General features: G+C 68.7%; 14 protein-coding genes and 1 pseudogene. 12 read left to right on the forward strand and 3 right to left on the reverse strand.

The genetic code is table 11. From position 1 onward, the window contains the following. Positions 1–86 precede the first annotated feature (86 nt). The 10 genes from Q4V64_RS00550 to Q4V64_RS00595 all read left to right on the forward strand — a co-directional run bounded on the left by Q4V64_RS00550 (position 87) and on the right by Q4V64_RS00595 (position 10,894). Entirely contained in the window at positions 87–1,376 is a 1,290-nt protein-coding gene (locus Q4V64_RS00550; RefSeq protein WP_172629577.1) for an MFS transporter, read from the forward strand. Between the two features lie 32 nt (positions 1,377–1,408). After that, on the forward strand, positions 1,409–2,767 hold the full coding sequence (locus Q4V64_RS00555) for an ATP-grasp domain-containing protein (protein WP_124445222.1): 1,359 nt from the start codon (positions 1,409–1,411) through the stop codon (positions 2,765–2,767). Positions 2,768–2,790: 23 nt separating this feature from the next. After that, a complete protein-coding gene (locus Q4V64_RS00560; protein WP_124445223.1) occupies positions 2,791–3,579 on the forward strand; it encodes a hypothetical protein in 789 nt (262 codons plus the stop codon). Next, complete coding sequence (locus tag Q4V64_RS00565; protein ID WP_124445224.1) at positions 3,572–4,798, forward strand: fatty acid desaturase; 1,227 nt, start codon at positions 3,572–3,574, stop codon at positions 4,796–4,798. The genes Q4V64_RS00560 and Q4V64_RS00565 overlap by 8 nt, the downstream gene beginning before the upstream one ends. Beyond that, entirely contained in the window at positions 4,795–6,153 is a 1,359-nt protein-coding gene (gene purD, locus Q4V64_RS00570) for a phosphoribosylamine--glycine ligase (protein ID WP_172629578.1), read from the forward strand. The genes Q4V64_RS00565 and purD overlap by 4 nt, the downstream gene beginning before the upstream one ends. A 6-nt stretch (positions 6,154–6,159) precedes the next feature. Then, positions 6,160–7,458: a diaminobutyrate--2-oxoglutarate transaminase gene (gene ectB / locus Q4V64_RS00575; RefSeq protein WP_124445226.1), complete on the forward strand. Its 1,299-nt coding sequence runs from the start codon at positions 6,160–6,162 to the stop codon at positions 7,456–7,458. Next, positions 7,455–9,104 carry a rhodanese-like domain-containing protein gene (locus Q4V64_RS00580; protein ID WP_124445227.1) on the forward strand — a complete coding sequence of 550 codons (1,650 nt, stop codon included), beginning with the start codon at positions 7,455–7,457 and terminating at the stop codon, positions 9,102–9,104. The genes ectB and Q4V64_RS00580 overlap by 4 nt, the downstream gene beginning before the upstream one ends. A gap of 9 nt (positions 9,105–9,113) precedes the next feature. Further along, a complete protein-coding gene (locus Q4V64_RS00585; protein WP_124445228.1) occupies positions 9,114–9,686 on the forward strand; it encodes a GPP34 family phosphoprotein in 573 nt (190 codons plus the stop codon). Positions 9,687–9,929: 243 nt separating this feature from the next. Further along, entirely contained in the window at positions 9,930–10,547 is a 618-nt protein-coding gene (locus tag Q4V64_RS00590; protein ID WP_124445229.1) for a hypothetical protein, read from the forward strand. Next, positions 10,547–10,894 (forward strand): hypothetical protein, encoded by a 348-nt coding sequence (locus Q4V64_RS00595; RefSeq protein WP_124445230.1) that lies wholly within the window; start codon positions 10,547–10,549, stop codon positions 10,892–10,894. The genes Q4V64_RS00590 and Q4V64_RS00595 overlap by 1 nt, the downstream gene beginning before the upstream one ends. A 337-nt stretch (positions 10,895–11,231) precedes the next feature. Here the strand turns inward: Q4V64_RS00595 and Q4V64_RS00600 are convergent, their stop codons facing one another. Together Q4V64_RS00600 and Q4V64_RS00605 are read right to left on the reverse strand one after the other, a co-directional pair. Continuing rightward, a complete protein-coding gene (locus Q4V64_RS00600) occupies positions 11,232–11,510 on the reverse strand; it encodes a DUF3459 domain-containing protein (protein ID WP_303708668.1) in 279 nt (92 codons plus the stop codon). Between the two features lie 417 nt (positions 11,511–11,927). Continuing rightward, positions 11,928–12,404, reverse strand: a complete 477-nt coding sequence (locus Q4V64_RS00605) for a DUF6207 family protein (RefSeq protein WP_172629572.1) — start codon at positions 12,402–12,404, stop codon at positions 11,928–11,930. Between Q4V64_RS00605 and Q4V64_RS00610 the strand changes: the two genes are divergently transcribed. Next, complete coding sequence (locus Q4V64_RS00610; RefSeq protein ID WP_124445234.1) at positions 12,397–12,873, forward strand: nuclear transport factor 2 family protein; 477 nt, start codon at positions 12,397–12,399, stop codon at positions 12,871–12,873. The genes Q4V64_RS00605 and Q4V64_RS00610 overlap by 8 nt on opposite strands. Positions 12,874–12,887: 14 nt before the next feature. Here Q4V64_RS00610 and Q4V64_RS00615 read toward each other — a convergent pair. Continuing rightward, a pseudogene (locus tag Q4V64_RS00615) lies at positions 12,888–13,193 on the reverse strand (ATP-binding protein); the annotation flags it as partial. Positions 13,194–13,991: 798 nt separating this feature from the next. Between Q4V64_RS00615 and Q4V64_RS00620 the strand changes: the two are divergent. Beyond that, positions 13,992–15,005: a DUF692 family multinuclear iron-containing protein gene (locus Q4V64_RS00620; RefSeq protein ID WP_124445235.1), complete on the forward strand. Its 1,014-nt coding sequence runs from the start codon at positions 13,992–13,994 to the stop codon at positions 15,003–15,005. Positions 15,006–15,107: the final 102 nt, after the last annotated feature.

Below are 15,107 nucleotides of genomic sequence, written 5' to 3' on the forward strand. Positions count from 1 at the left end.
GACTCCTCGGCATCGGCGGAACGCCCCTCACCGCACATCCAACGAAAAGCCCCCACGGCCCTTGTCAGAAAGACCAGGCCCTGTATATGAGTGTCTACCTGCACCGAAATTTCCTGCTCAGCTTCCTGGCCTCCTTCATTTCACTGTTCGGCTCGAAGCTGCTGATGATTTCCTATGCCGCCTATGTGTTCAAGGAGAGCGGCAGCGCGACACTTTCCGCGATCGTGTTCGCGGCGGACTGGATCGCCAACCTCTTCATCGGAATTTTCGCCGCGCAGTACATCGACCGGCAGAACGCGAAAGTACTCCTCATCCGGCTGAATGTGGCCGCGGCCGGAACCACACTGCTTTTCCTGGGGTTCCTGGCCCCCGACATGTTCGTCGGCGCGGTTGTCCTGGTCTTCGTGCGGTCGCTCCTCAAGAGCGCCGTCAGCAACGCCCGGGTGAAGGCGCTGGTGCAGTTCTTCGATGAGCGGGAGACCGACCTGTACTCGCCGGTCTTCAACTCCAGCCTGCCGCTGGCGCTGGCCCTAGCGGGAGCGGTGGGTGTGTTCATCCTGGAGTTCGTCGGTCTCACCGCGGTGGTGTTGATCGACGCGGTGGCCTTCGTGGTGGCGGCCGTCCTGATGAGGTTCGTCCGCCCGAACCAGACGCGCCTCGACGAGTCCCTGCGCACCGCCCGCGCCTCGGCCCGACGCGGCAGCCTGTCCGGGGCGCGGGACGCGCTCGCCCTGATGGCACGCGAGGAAAGCATCGGGACGGCTGTCTTCTACATCGTGCTGTCCGTAACCGCTTTCCAGGCCACGTACGAGTCCCTCATCACAGTGATTCCGGAAGTCTGGTTCCACTGGGGCGCATCGGGCACGGCGCTGTTCTTCACCTTCGAATCGATCAGCATCATGGCCGGGATTTTCCTCTACCAGTTCTTCAACCGCCGCGGGCACATCACGCCGGCGAACGAGACCGCGGTGAATCTCACCGCCGTGGCCGCCGCCACGCTCTGCTATCTGGCGATGCCGTTCGCGAGCGGAAACATCTATCTCTGCGTGGGCCTGTTCTCCGTGATGGTGCTGTGCGGCGAAGTCGTCTGGGTGCACCAGTTCAAGCTGATGATCGCCCGCACCCCGGACGCCCAGATCTCCGCGGTCGTGGGCGTGCAGACGGCGATCGGATACAGCCTGATGGCCGTCTTCGCCTTCGTCTTCGCCCGCGGCATGGACAGCATCGGCATCATCCCGGCGATCTACGCCGACATCGCCCTCATCGTGGCACTGGTCGTGGGCTGGGAGCTGCTGCGCAAGCAGCTTCGGCAGCGGGAGTCCGCGGACGGCCGTGCCGTCGCCCCCGCGCTCCCCCAGGACGCGACTGCCAGCTGATCCAGAGCCGAACGAGAAGAGACGCCGACGCCATGCACGCAACGCCCAAGACGTCCACGACGACCCACACGACCGACACGACCGACACACCCAGGAAGCAGGCCTTCGTCCTGCTCGAACTCCTCAACCACATGGTCCTGATCGCCCGCGAGGCCAAGAACCGCGGCTTCCACGTGATCGCCCTCAACCACGACCCCCTGCTCACCGACGGCCCGTTCGCCGTACCGGAGGGCGTGGTCGACGAGGTGGTCCCGGTCGCCTCCTGGGCGGACGCCGAAGCGGTCGACGGCATCGTCGACGACGTACTCACCCGGTACGACGTGATCGGCACCTACGCCGCCTTCGAGGGGGCCCTGCGCCACGAGGCCCGGCTCAGGGAACGCTCCGGCCTGCCCACCAGCGGCGCAACGACGGTGACCCGTGCCCTGGACAAGGCCCTGGTACGCGGCACCCTCTACCGCGAGGGTCTCACCACCCTCCGATCCACGACCCTGACCGAGGCGCTGACCTGGGACGACTGGCGCTTCGACCGCGCGGCCGTCCTCAAGCCGGCGAACGGCACCGGAAGCGCCCTTTGCTTCACCGTCGCCTCTCTCGGCGAACTCCGCGCGGCGACCGCGGAGATCGCCGCCGTCAAGGTGACGAACGCGCTGATGAAGCAGTACATCCTGGCGCACGGCGAGTTCGTCCTCGAGGAGCGGGCCGAGGGCGAGCTGCTGTCGGTGGAGTCCCTGGTCCATCGGGGCGAGGTGCACGTCGTCGGGCTCACCGGACGCTATGTCTCCGCCCTCGACCCGGTCGTGGAACTGGGCGCGTGCTTCCCGTACCCGCATCCGCGGGGCGAGGAGATCGTGGCCCGGGCAGTGGAGTTCCACCGCGCTCTGGGCATCACGCACGGCCCGACCCACCTCGAGGTCATGGTGCCCGACGAGGGCCCCATCGAGCTGATCGACTTCAATCTGCGCACCATCGGCGCCGGGATGTCCGTCTGCATCGGCAACGCCTTCGGCATCGAGTACGCCGTCCCGCTCACCGACCTGGCCTGCGGGCGGTGCCCGGACCTGTCCTTCCTGGCCCGCGCTCCGCGCCACTCGGCCGACCTGTTGCTCCTCCCGCCGCCGGGCGCGACCGTGATGACGGACCTGGCCTTCCCCGAGGGCACCGAGTACGGCCGCGTGACCAAGCCCTTCGGTCAGCCCCTGAGCGGGCGCGCCGACCAGCTCGACGTGGTCGCCATGGTCGTCGTCAACGCGGACACGCCCGAGGAACTGCACCGACGGGCGCTGGAGGCCCGCAAGACCACCGTCTTCAACGGCGAACCCCTCGGCGACAACCCCAACAACCAGGTGGTGTCGCCGCGTTCCTACCAGTTCACCGCAACTCCCGCGTGACCCTTCAAGGAGACGAACTCCGCATGACCGTCACCACCGAAACCGACTCCGGCCCGGAGCACGGCGAGCGCACTCATCCCGAGGGCCTCTTCGAGCAGCACTTCGCCGCCCGCTTCACCGCGGACGCCCTCACCACCCTGCGGGAGCGATTCCGCGACGAGCACATCGTGCCGCTGCGCGGCTTCTGCCCGCCCGAGTTGCTCCGCCCGCTGCAGGAGGAGGCGTTCGGGATCATGGACGAACACGGGGTGGCCCGTAAGTTCAGCTTCGACATCACCGACGGAACTCCCCGTCAGATGACCACCGTCGGCCAGCCGGTCATCAAGGACCACGGCCCGCTCATCCACGCCACCTACTTCTCCCCGGCGGTCAAGGAGCTGCTGGGCCAGGTGGTCGGCGAGGAGGTGTTCACCTGCCCGTACGCCGGTGAGCACTACGTGATCAGCCGACTCGGCAAGAGCGGCGACACACACGGCTGGCACTGGGACGACTACACGTACGGCTTCATCCTGGTACTGCAGGCCCCCGACTACCGTGACGGCGGCTTCGTGCAGGCCGTGCCGCACACCTCGTGGGACAAGCAGAACCCGGACGTACACGGTGCGTTGCTCAAGAGCCAGGTCAGGTCGTACGCCTTCGAGGCCGGCGACGCGTACGTGGTCAAGACCGACACCACCATGCACCGGGTCTACCCGATCCGCGGCGAGACGACCCGCACGATCGTGAACATGACCTGGGCGAACGGCGCGGACCTCACCCGCGAGATCACCCACGAGACCAACGACGTCCTGTTCGGGGGTGTCGGTGAGTAACCCGCAGAGCACCGAAGACGACCTGCTGATCGCGGGCGAGCCCCGGGAGTCCATGCGGATCCTCCCCGCCTTCGTCCAGCCGTATCTCACCTGGGTGACCGGCGTCCCGCTCAAGGGCGGCAAGCAGCTGATCCCGTGGAGCCCCGCCAAGGCCGGTCTGCTGGGCATCGTGCAGATGGCCGTCGGTATCGCGCTGGGCGCGTACGCGCTGCACCCCCTCACCGCGTGGTCGCCCTTCCTCCTGGTCCTGGGCTGGCTGCTGACCAGCGGCGGCATGCGCCGTCTCGACGTCGTGGTCGTCCATCAGACGCTGCACCGCATGTTCACCAAGAAGGCATGGAGCAACCGGCTGGTCGGCGAGCTCATCACGACGGTGTTCTGGCGCACCCCGTACGACGAGAACCGCAAGGAACACCTGACCCACCACGCCTTCCCCTGCTCGATGAAGGACGGGGACACCCGCTACCTGCTGTCGACCGGGATGCGCCCGGGGATGACCCGGACGGAGTTCCGCCGCTACCTGTGGGCGACGCTGTTCTCGCCGCGCCACCACGCCCGCTTCCTCTTCGGCCGGGTGAAGTCCAACTACGTCGGGGTGCGGCCGCGTTACCGGCTGGCGATGTCCTTGGCCTATCTCACCGCCACGGTCGCCTTCGTCGGGCTCACCGGCTGGTGGGTGGAGTGGCTGGTGCTGTGGCTGGTTCCGGCCTCGGTGTTCTTCCAGTCGTGCACCTACTTGTACACGATGACCGAACACCGCTGGTGGCTGTTCGGCAACCAGGAGCGGCTGCCCCGGGACAAGCGAGACCTGCTCACCTTCGGCCGCTTCTGCGGCGAGGCCGTGCCGGACGCCTCCCTCAGCGGGGGACGCAGGGCGGCCGCGTGGGCGACGTGGACGTTCCGGATGCTGGTGGTGCACTCCTCGTACCGGATGTTCGTGCTCGTCGGCGACACCGTCCAGCACGATCTGCACCACGTCATGCCGGCCTGCGACTGGGCCAACTCGCCGTGGATCAGGGCCGACGACCAGGGCAACCGGCCCGAGCGCTACAGCGAGGTCTGGGGCTCGCTCGCCGACCATCTGCAGGCCGCGGGCCAGGTCGAGGGCGACCGGGCGGGGCTGCCCGAGGACGTCGCGCCCACCCCGTGGACGGAATCCGTACCCGTCGTCACGGGGGCCGTCACCCCCGACGGCCGCACTGTGAAGGGGCAGTTGTGACCCACGTACTGGTGATCGACGGCACGGGACGCGGGCACGCGATCTGTGACCTGTTCGTCCGCACGAATCCCTCGGTGACCGTGTACTACGGTCCCGGCTGCGACGCCCTGACGGCCGACCGCATCGTCTCCGTGCCCCGGATCCGGCTCGACGACCCGTCCACCGCGCTGGACTTCCTCGCGGAGCACCCGGTGGAGTTCGTCTTCGTCTCCCATGTCGACGCGCTGTGCGCCGGGTACACCGACGTGCTCTCCGCGCACGGCCACCAGGTGATCGGCCCGTCGGCGGCCGCTGCCCGGCTGGAGGCCAGCAAGGAGCGAGGTAAACGTTTCTGTACGGACCACGGGCTGCCCACCGCCGAGTACGCCGCGTTCACCGACGCGCCAGCGGCCAAGGCCTACGTCCGGCAGCGGCCGTACGCCTGCGTCGTCAAGACCGACGGGCTCACCCCCGACGGGGACGGCTCCGTGGTGTGCGACACGGCCGCCGAGGCGGAGACGGCGGTGGACGCGTTCGCCTCCGCGCAGGGCGCGGACCTCCAACTCGTCGTCGAAGAGCGCCTCTACGGCCGCGAGATCTCCGTCTTCGCTCTGCTCGACGGCGCCGACTACCTCCTCTTCCCGACCGCGCTGGACTTCAAGCGGACCCTGGAGGGCGACGCCGGCAAGAACTGCGACGGCATGGGCTCCCTCGCCCCGCATCCGCAGTCCTCGCCGGCCCTGCTGGAGCAGATCCGGCGGGACCTGGTCGAGCCGTTCCTGCGCGGGATCGCCGCGGAAGGGCTGTCGTACACGGGATTCGTCTACATCGGGGCGATGATCACCGACTCGGGTCTGAAGGTCATCGAGATCAACACCCGGTTCGGCGACTCCGAGGCGGAGGCCGTGCTGCCGGGCGTGCACAACGACTTCACGGAGCTGTGCCGGGCGGTGCTGCGCCGGGAGCTGGACCGCAGCCTGCTCGTCACGGACGGTCTGGCACGGTGCAGCGTCGCCCTGACCCAGGGCTGCCTCGACCCGGCCGACCCGACGGCCACACCGGGCTGGCCGTTCGGCGCCTTCGCCACCGGCCAGCCGGTGCTGGGCCTCGCCCAGTTCCCGCGCGACGCGACCCGCCTCTTCTACGCCAACCTGCGCGCCGACTCGGACGGCCGCCCGGTCACCAGCGGCGGCCGGGTCCTGCACGTGGTCGGCGTCGGCCGCACCATCACCGAGGCGCGGGCCCAGGCGTACCGGCGCATCGGCGGCATCTCGTTCCCCGGCATGCGCCACCGCACCGACATCGGAGCAGCCTTCGAGGCCGGCTCCCCGTTCCCCACCAGCGCCGCTCCGGCCGTCGCGGAAACCCGGAGGTAATCCCTCATGACCACGCTCACCCTCGACACCGCCACGGTCGTCGAGACCCACGAATCAGCCGTACGCTCCTACTCGCGCGCGTTCCCCGCGGTGTTCACCAGCGCCAAGGGCGACCTGCTCGTCGGGCAGGACGGCGCCCGGTACATCGACTTCCTCTCCGGTGCCGGAACCCTCAACTACGGCCACAACCCGGACTCGATCAAAGACGACCTGATCGAATACCTGCGCGCCGACGGCCTCGTCCACGGCCTCGACCTGTCGACCTCGGCCAAGGCAGGATTCCTGCAGGCCTTGCGGACGTACGTCCTCGAACCCCGTGGCCTCGACTACAAGGTGCAGTTCACCAGCCCGTCCGGCACCAACGCCGTCGAGGCCGCGCTGAAGGTAGCCCGGCTGGCCACCGGCCGCACCAACGTCATCGCCTTCGGCGGCGGCTTCCACGGCGTCAGCACCGGCTCCCTCGCGGCCACCGGCGGCGGCTTCTACCGGGAGGGCCTGGAGGCCACGCTCCCCCAGGTCACGCACATCCCCTACCCGGACTCCCCGCTGGGCGAGTTCGAGAGCCTTGATCTACTGCGCCGGCTCCTCGACGACCCCAGCTCCGGCGTCGACAAGCCGGCCGCCGTCCTGCTGGAGACGGTGCAGGGCGAGGGTGGCGTGTGGGTGGCGCCGGTCCCCTTCCTCCAGGAACTGCGAGAGCTGTGCGACCGGCACGGCATCCTGCTGATCGTCGACGACATCCAGGCCGGCTGCGGCCGCACCGGCACCTTCTTCTCCTTCGAGCGGGCCGGCATCACGCCCGACCTGATCACCCTCTCCAAGTCGATCAGCGGATACGGCCTGCCGATGGCGATCGTGTTGATCAAACCGGAGTACGACATCTGGCGCCCCGGCCAGCACAACGGAACGTTCCGCGGACACCAACTCGCCTTCGTCGCGGCGAGTGCCGCACTGCGGCACTACTGGTCCGACGACACCTTCGTCCGGCAGATCCGCACCAAGGCCGAACTCGTCACCGACTTCCTCCAGCGCCGTATCGCCCAGCCCTACGGCGCCCAAGTCCGCGGCGTCGGCCTCATGCAGGCCGTGGACCTCAGCACGGTCTCCGGCGTCGAGGCGGCCGAGGTCTCCCGGCGCTGCTTCGACAAGGGCCTGATCATCGAGACCTGCGGGCGCCGGGACGAAGTGCTCAAGCTCCTGCCACCGCTCACCGTCAGCCAGGTCAACCTCTCGGCCGGCCTCAACATGCTGGCCGACGCCCTGACGGAGCTGACCGCCCTGCCCGTGAGCGAGGTCGCCGCATGAAGACCGCGGTCGTCATCTCGACCCGAGGGTTCGGCGTGTTCCGGCACGACCTCCTCATGAACCCGGACGAGGTGCGTCTCATCGGTGTCTTCACCGACCGCGACGCGGCCAACCTCACCGCCGGGCAGCGCACCTGGTTCGAGCAGATCCATGTCGTTCCGTGCGGGCTGTCCGACCCGACGCCCATGCTGTACTCGCTCGTCGACGCGGACGCGACACGGGAGGTGGTCGCCGGCCTCCTGTCGGACGCCGAGCCGACCGACCTCACCGTCCACTGCTACGACGAGCAGAACATGATGGTCGCTGCCGAGCTGCGCACGCGCTTCGGCCTCAAGGGCCCGGGTGTCGCCGACATCCTGCCGTTCCGCGACAAGTGCCTGATGAAGCAGCGCCTGCTGGACGCCGGCGTACGCGTCCCGCGCTTCGGCCACTTCGACGCCGAGCAGCACGCTGCGGAGCCGTCGGCCTCCTTCAAGGCCATCATCGCCGAGGTCGGCCTCCCGTTCATCCTCAAGCCGACCGACGCGGCCGCTTCCGAGGGCGTCCTCAAGATCACAGAATGGGACGAGTACGCGGCCCTGCCCACCGACTTCGGCCGGGCATACGAGTACGAGGAGTTCGTCGAAGGGACGATGTACAGCGTCAACATCGTCTCGGACGCGGGCCGCACGGTCTTCGGCGGAGTGACCGAATACCTGGTCAACTCGCTCGAGGTCCCCGGCGGCAAGGTCAACGCCGACATCAACCTGATCGACTCCGACCCCCGTGTCGCCCGCATGGTCGCCTTCGCCGACCGGGCCCTGGACGCGCTGGGCCGCCCCGACGGCGGCTCCCACCTGGAGCTCTTCCACACCCCGGACGACGAACTCGTCTTCCTGGAGGTCGGCGCCCGCTTCAAGGGCATGGCGGGCCTCGCCGCCATGCAGCGCAACTACGGCATCGCCTTCGTCAACCTCGCCTTCGAGATCGAGTCCGGCATCAAGAGCCGTCCCTACGACGGCGAACAGATCTACTGCTTCGACGGGGTGGTCCCCAAGAAGCAGGGCGTCGTCAAGGAGTTGATCGACCCCGAGCTGGAGAGCGACGTCGAGATGACCTGGAAGGTCGAGGTCGGCGAAGAGATCGAGAGCAGCAACTCGCTGCTCGCCAACGGAGGTACGTTCCTGGTCTCCAACAAGGACTACGAGGCCGCCTACCGCGACTTCCGCCGCCTCGCCGACTACCGGCCGATCCGGTACGCCGAGCCGAGCCGGGTCCTCGGAGTCACGCCGGCCGCCCCGGAGAACGCCTACACGTACTTCCAGGAACTCAGGCTCGCCTGCGAGACCGACCCGTACGACGTTCACCACGACCTGGAGGAGGGCGCACGCGACGTCGTGGTCCTCGACGTACGGCGCGCCGCCGCCTACGCCTGCGAGCACGTCCGCGGCGCCCACAGCCTCCCCCACGAGGACATCTCCGCCGCGACGGTGAAGGGACTCGACCCCGAGCCCCTCTACGTCACCTACGGCTGGGGCCCCGCCTGCAACGGCGGTACCCGCGCCGCCGCCAAGCTGTCGGCACTCGGCTTCAAAGTAAAAGAGATGATCGGCGGATTCGAGTACTGGAAACAGGGCGGCCACCCCACCGAGCAGGGCGAACCCTAGCGCGCCGGCATGAATACATCACTGGCCGACCAGGTCATGCTGCACATCGCCGACTCCACCGGCGGCCGCACCGCGGCCTGGCACACCGAACTCGCAATCGCCCTGACAGGAGCCGTACTGATCGATCTCGCGCTCGCCGACCACATCGCCATACGCCGAAACCAGATACTCATCAACCATCCAGGCCCCCTCGACGACCCCGTCCAGGACGAAATCCTGCGCCGGCTCGCCTCACGACGGCGCCCCGGCTCGGTCCAGGAATGGATAGAACGCCTCGCTCCACTCATGCCTGACCAGGTCCAGGAAAACCTGCTGGCCCGGGGACTGCTGATTCCCAGCATCGGCCGGTGCACCCTACGGCTCCACCCCCGACACAACAGTGAACCACCCGATCCGCCACCGAGCGAAGCCCTGTCCCGCCTGCTGCACGCCAGCCACCAGAACTGGACCCCGAGCCAGACCCCGAGCCGGACCCCGAGCCGGACTGCACAGCCGGACGAACCGGACGCCGTCACCATCGTGTGCTCAGCAGTCGCATCCTGCATCGGCTCCGCCGTCCAGCAGTTGATGTGCAGCTTCTAGAACCAGCCTTCCTGCCGGAAACCGGAAACTGCAGAGATACCGCAGAAAAACCACCACAGAGCCACCCTTGTCCCTACCTCTCCCCCAACCGGGCCCGAGCCGCCGCCGCGGCCGGCGCCCCCGCCCCGGAGGCCCTCGGCGAACGCGTCCGGCGCAAGGTCAAACGGCTGGCCGCCGAGCAGGCCCGCCGCACCGCCCTCTGCCGGGATCTGATCCAGCCCACCCAGCCCACCGTCAGGAGGAATGCCCGGTGCTCCCCACCAGCAGCGCCGAACCTATCCGATCATCACCACCGTCGCGGCCCGTCCTGGTGACGGGCCCTCTCCCGGCCTGTCCATCGTGGTGGTCACGCCGACCGAGGACGGCGTTCGCCGTACCGACCCGCTCCTGCCGCTCGGCGACACCGCGTGCTCCGGCTCGGACCTAGTAGAGGCGCTGCACCTGCGGAGGGAGAGCAACCGGCGTGGTGGAGTACTTCACCAGCAACACCTCTGCTTCGCTGGCCAGTTGCCCGGGGGAAGTGGACGACTTCGCCGCCCGGGCCCTGGCTATTGCGCGCAGCGACAGGTGGCGGCAGGCGGTGGCCACGGCCCTTCTCGGCGACTCCAGACCCTCCACTGGGCCGATGCGGTCCGCGACCCGCGCCGGGAGCTGCCCGAAGTGCCCTCCGGCCGGGCGGGCAAGGACAAGGAGCTGGACATGGCGCTCCAGCTGGTCGGCGCGCTCAGCGGGCCGTGGCACCCGGTCCGGTATCACGACACCTGCCAGGAGAAGGTGCGGGAGCTGGTGCAGGCGAAGGCCGAGGCCAGCATGTCGCGCCTGCCGAGGAGGCGCCGGCGGCCACCAACGTCATCGACCTGATGACGGTTCTGCAGGGCAGCATCGACCAGGCCCGCGGCGGAGGCAGGACGGAGGGTGAGCCGCCTCAGAAGAAGCCGGCGCCGGCCCGCAAGGCGGCACGGAAGACTGCCGGGAAGGCGGCGAAGAAGACCGCCGCCCAGAAGGTGCCACCGAAAACGGCCCGCGCCTCGACCGCATCCCGCAGCCAGCGCGGCACCGGCAAGAACGAACTGCGGCAGCTGAGCAAAGCTCGGCTGTATCAGCGGGCCACCGAGCACGACATCGCCGGCTGCTCCAAGATGAGCCGTGAGGAACTCATCGACGCCCTCGCCCGCGCCGGACGCCGCCGCAAGAAGAGCGCCGCCTGACCCCGGGATCGTGCCGCGCCCGTGTCGTGGACCCTGCCGGAGCCGATGCTGAGCACTCCCGTGCCCGAGCCCGATCTACGGACGGGCTGGGCGGCGGAGCCCAAGTTATGGACAGGGTTTGATGCTGTCCGTCGTCCACGACTTCCAGCTGTCAGTGGCCATCTCGCAGCGTGGTTGGGCGTCCAGGGGTGGCCCGGTGGCCGGTCACGTCTGCTGTTCCGTCCGCCGTGACAGTGACTTCCTGCTACCCATGGGGCCAGCGCCTGTCCGGTCAGCGGGAGTGACACCGGGCAGGCCCTGGCGGATCGAGGGGGCCGCGGAACCCCGGTGCGGGCCGCTACACGGCGAGCCAGACAGCGTGTTCGGGTTCCAGGAGTCCGTCCGCGATCGGGCCGCTGGCCAGCTGGATGGCGGTGTGGTCGGGCAGCTGGTACGCCTCATCCGAGAGGTTGACGACGCAGACGAAACCGGGTGCGCGGTGGAAGGCGAGGATGCCTGCGGGGGCGTCGTGCCAGGTCATGGTGCCGTCGCCGAGGGCAGGGTTGTCGCGGCGCAGGCGGAGGGCGGTGCGGTACAGCTCCAGCATCGAGTTCTCGTCGCCGGTCTGTGCCTCCACGCTGCGCTGTTTCCTGCACCTTCTGTCCACTCCGCATCTCCCCTCTGCCGGATGCCGCGAGGTGTGGTCTCTGCCATGAGCGGTCTCGTCGAGGACTGCCTCTCGGACGACTGGGATGCTCAGAGCGACGTGACACCTCGGTCTGATTGCGTTCCAGACTGCCCTGCCGTCGTCGTACCGCTCCGCGGTCGGCGGGGGCAACGAGGCTGCCGTCGCGGTGACGGACGGAGTCGTCATGGTCCTTCCAGCCCGGTTGGCGAGGCCCCGGCCCGTCTGATCGACGTACTTGAGGAAACCGTCGCCGTCCGCGCACGGCCCACCGGTTCGACCGCGGCGCCCCGCGCTCTCCCCGCCCGCGCGGGGCGCTGCCGTGGTCAGGCAACGTACGGCTGGCAGCTCGGCCCTCCTGCTCGTCAGTCAGCTGGTCGACGCGCCGGACCGGATGGCCGAGAGGTCGTTCTTGAGCGTGTTCCAGGTCCAGACGCCCATGGACTGGGGGCAGGTCCTCGCCTTCGGCGTGCTGCTGATCCTGCCCGTGCTGGTCGTCTTCACGTTCTTCGGCGGTGGTTCGTCCAGGGTGGCCGGGCCGACCGGCTGTCCCAGGTCCAGGTAGCAGCGCAGCCGTACGCCGGGCTGGCCGGCGTCCCGGGTCGTGTGCTCCGCTGTCGCCGTCGCCCACCGGTCGGCGAGCAGCTGTTGGAAGGCGAGCGCGGTGTCGTCGTCGGCGGCCGCGACGTCGAGGACGACCAGGTGGTTTCGTAAGTGAGATGGAAGGGCCGGGACCGCCGCTCCCCGAACCCGTGATGGTGGCCGGCCGCGGCTTCTGACGGGGAGAGGCCAGGTAAAGGAGTCGTGGACGCGCAAGTAGGGCTGGTAGGAAGGGGAGATGATCACAAACGATCTTGACCCGATGGAGCGTCTCCTCGCGGAACACGCCTGTGAACGTTTGATCTTGGAACTCGTTCGTCGGCTCGACCTCGGTGAGCCGAGCACGGTCTCCGACCTCTTCACCCCCGACGGCGTCTGGGAATGGCCCTATGACCAGCGGCGGATCGAAGGCCGTGAGGCTCTGCGCGAGTATTTCGGCTCTCGACCGGTGGATCGTTTGTCCCGGCGAATGTGCACGAACATCCTGGTCACCGTCGACTCGCCGGACACTGCCGCAGCGACCACCTATTTCGCGACGTACCGAGTCGACGGTTATACCGACGGGGCACTGGTGGCGCCCCGGCTGCCGGCGAACATCGGCCACTACCAGGACACCTTCCGCAAGACCGACGGCTCTTGGCTCCTGGCGACACGGACCCTCGTCCTGCCATTCGGCGGGCCAACGGAACGCCTGGACAGTCCAAGCCAGTCCTGATCGATAAGCAGCCCTCAGCCCGTGGCGGTGTCCTGTGCTCGGGCCGCCCTGGTGCTGGCGAGCCGGAAGGACTCCGTGCCGGTCTCGATGATGTTCCCGCCGAAGGTGAGGCGATCGACGACGGCCGCGCAGAGCCGCGGATCCGTGAACGTCTTCGTCCACCCGCCGAACGACTCGTTGGAGGCGATAGCGACGCTGTTCTCCTCCTCCCGCTCCGTCAAAACCTGGAACAGCAGCTCAGCGCCCCTGCGGTCGAGCTCCATGTAGCCGAGTTCGTCGATGCAGAGGAGATCGACGCGTCCGTAGCGGGCGATGGTCTTGGTGAGGGCCTCAGCACCCACCCCGGCCGTGCGGGCACCCTTGTTTCCCCGGACTCGATCCCACGCCACCAGCAGGAAAGCGGGATCAGCCACGAGGTTGAACAGATCGTCAAACCTGCGATGAGAATCATCATTTGCCCAACGGTGCAGCTTGGTCTGGATCCCCAGTACCCGGCGCTCGGCCTTCATCAAGGACCACTCCAGCTCGTCGGTATTCACCGGCGACAGCCTCCTGGCATTCCAGCCTCCATACTGCCGATTTGCCGGCCCCCTTCCCCGTGTGACCGGCTCTCCCGGCCCCTGAGTACTACGGAGCTTCCGCCCTGCCGACGGCCATCAGCCGGCGATGGGCCTGCCCCGGCAGGGCTGGAGGCCCGGTCCAAGGGCGACCGCATGCAGCCACGTTCGCCACGGAATCGATCGACGGGTGAGGCGCCCAGCTCTACCCCGGCAGCATCCATCGCACCTACACCGCAGATCTTCGGCGCGGCCTCCCCGCCGATACGTGGAGTCGGCTTCGGAGTCGACCACCAAGGACCGGCGGTCGTGCACTGCGTCCGGCCCGTATCCGCCAGGTTGGAGCCGGTGTCGTATTTACGGGGCGTCAGGCACTGGTTCCTCGCGTACACCTTCCCGTCTCGCTTGCCGGACCCGGACCGTCTGGCAGTGCCAGCCCGTCCCGACGTTGTCGGGGCTGCTTACCGCTCGCCTCGGCATCCCCCGAAGCGAACTGCCCCCTGCTTCAACCAGGTTGCTGCGACAACCCAGCGGTGAAGGTCTCTCACCTCACTCGACTCCATGGCGCCTCGTGGCGCACCCACCAGATACGACAAGACCGCCACCTCCTACGAAGCGGCGGTCACACTCGCATCATTCCTGAGAGCTTCAGTCCGCGTCAGGCGGGTCGCAGAGGAGAGCGGCTGTGGTCTGCTCCTGGATCTGCACAACGTCCTGGCCAACGAACGCAACGGCCGTGGCAGGGTGGACGATCTGCTGGCCGACCTGCCCCTCGACCGGGTGTGGGAGGTGCACCTGGCCGGCGGTTCCGAGTACCGCGGGTACTGGCTGGACGCCCATTCCGGGCTTCCCGACGACGATCTGCTCGCGCTCGCCGACCGGATCCTGCCGCGGCTGCCGGCCCTGCGCGCGGTCCTGTTCGAGGTGACGCCCTCGGCCGTACCGGATCTCGATGTGGGCGCCGTCCGTGAACTGCTGGTGGTGATGAGGGAGATGTGGCGCCCGCAGGTCCCCCTTGCACGGCTGGCGCCGCCGCATCCAGCCGACGTTCCGCACCCGACCAGAGGGAAGACGACCGCCCCGTGCGACTGGGAGCTCGCGCTCGGCAGTCTGGCCGTCGGCCGCGATCCCGGCACACCGCTGGCCCAGGAGCTGGCGACCGACCCGGCAATCGGGCTGCTCCGGGATCTGGTCGCCGAGTTCAGGGGCAGCGCGCTCACGGGCACCCTCCGGTACACGATGCGGCTGCTGTTCCTGACGCTGGGACCGGTGGGGATGGGAGAGTTGCTCAGTAGCTACACGCGTTCGTGCCCGCCGCGCCTCTTCGCCTCCGAGGAAGCGTTCGCGTTCGCAGACCACCTGCTGGAGGCCCGGCCGCCCGTACCTTGGCTGACGGACGTCGTCCAGCTCGACCTCGGCCTCCTCCGCGCGCGACTCGAAGGCTCACCCTGCACCGTCGGTCTCCGCACCGATCCCACCGCGCTCCTGACGGATCTGGGAGCCGGGCGGCTACCGGTGGCGCCGCCACAGGGCCACTTCCGGGTCCGCCTCGTCGACGACGGCGCACCCGCCTGACCGGGTACGAGGCTTTGCGCAGCCGCAGGCCGAATCGGCGCGATGGGTTTGCCCGCCTCGCCGGGCGCCGTCAGACACCTCACCGGCAAGCTACTGGCCTGG

This window comes from Streptomyces sp. NL15-2K, assembly GCF_030551255.1.
Classification (GTDB): Bacteria; Actinomycetota; Actinomycetes; order Streptomycetales; family Streptomycetaceae; genus Streptomyces.

Excerpts from the sequence above, each read along its gene's own strand:
- Q4V64_RS00550 (WP_172629577.1), top strand. The coding sequence starts at position 87 with ATGAGTGTCTACCTGCACCGAAATTTCCTGCTCAGCTTCCTGGCCTCC.
- Q4V64_RS00555 (WP_124445222.1), top strand. The coding sequence starts at position 1,409 with ATGCACGCAACGCCCAAGACGTCCACGACGACCCACACGACCGACACG.
- Q4V64_RS00560 (WP_124445223.1), top strand. The coding sequence starts at position 2,791 with ATGACCGTCACCACCGAAACCGACTCCGGCCCGGAGCACGGCGAGCGC.
- ectB (WP_124445226.1), top strand. The coding sequence starts at position 6,160 with ATGACCACGCTCACCCTCGACACCGCCACGGTCGTCGAGACCCACGAA.
- Q4V64_RS00580 (WP_124445227.1), top strand. The coding sequence starts at position 7,455 with ATGAAGACCGCGGTCGTCATCTCGACCCGAGGGTTCGGCGTGTTCCGG.
- Q4V64_RS00585 (WP_124445228.1), top strand. The coding sequence starts at position 9,114 with ATGAATACATCACTGGCCGACCAGGTCATGCTGCACATCGCCGACTCC.
- Q4V64_RS00590 (WP_124445229.1), top strand. The coding sequence starts at position 9,930 with ATGCCCGGTGCTCCCCACCAGCAGCGCCGAACCTATCCGATCATCACC.
- Q4V64_RS00595 (WP_124445230.1), top strand. The coding sequence starts at position 10,547 with ATGACGGTTCTGCAGGGCAGCATCGACCAGGCCCGCGGCGGAGGCAGG.
- Q4V64_RS00610 (WP_124445234.1), top strand. The coding sequence starts at position 12,397 with ATGATCACAAACGATCTTGACCCGATGGAGCGTCTCCTCGCGGAACAC.
- Q4V64_RS00620 (WP_124445235.1), top strand. The coding sequence starts at position 13,992 with ATGGCGCCTCGTGGCGCACCCACCAGATACGACAAGACCGCCACCTCC.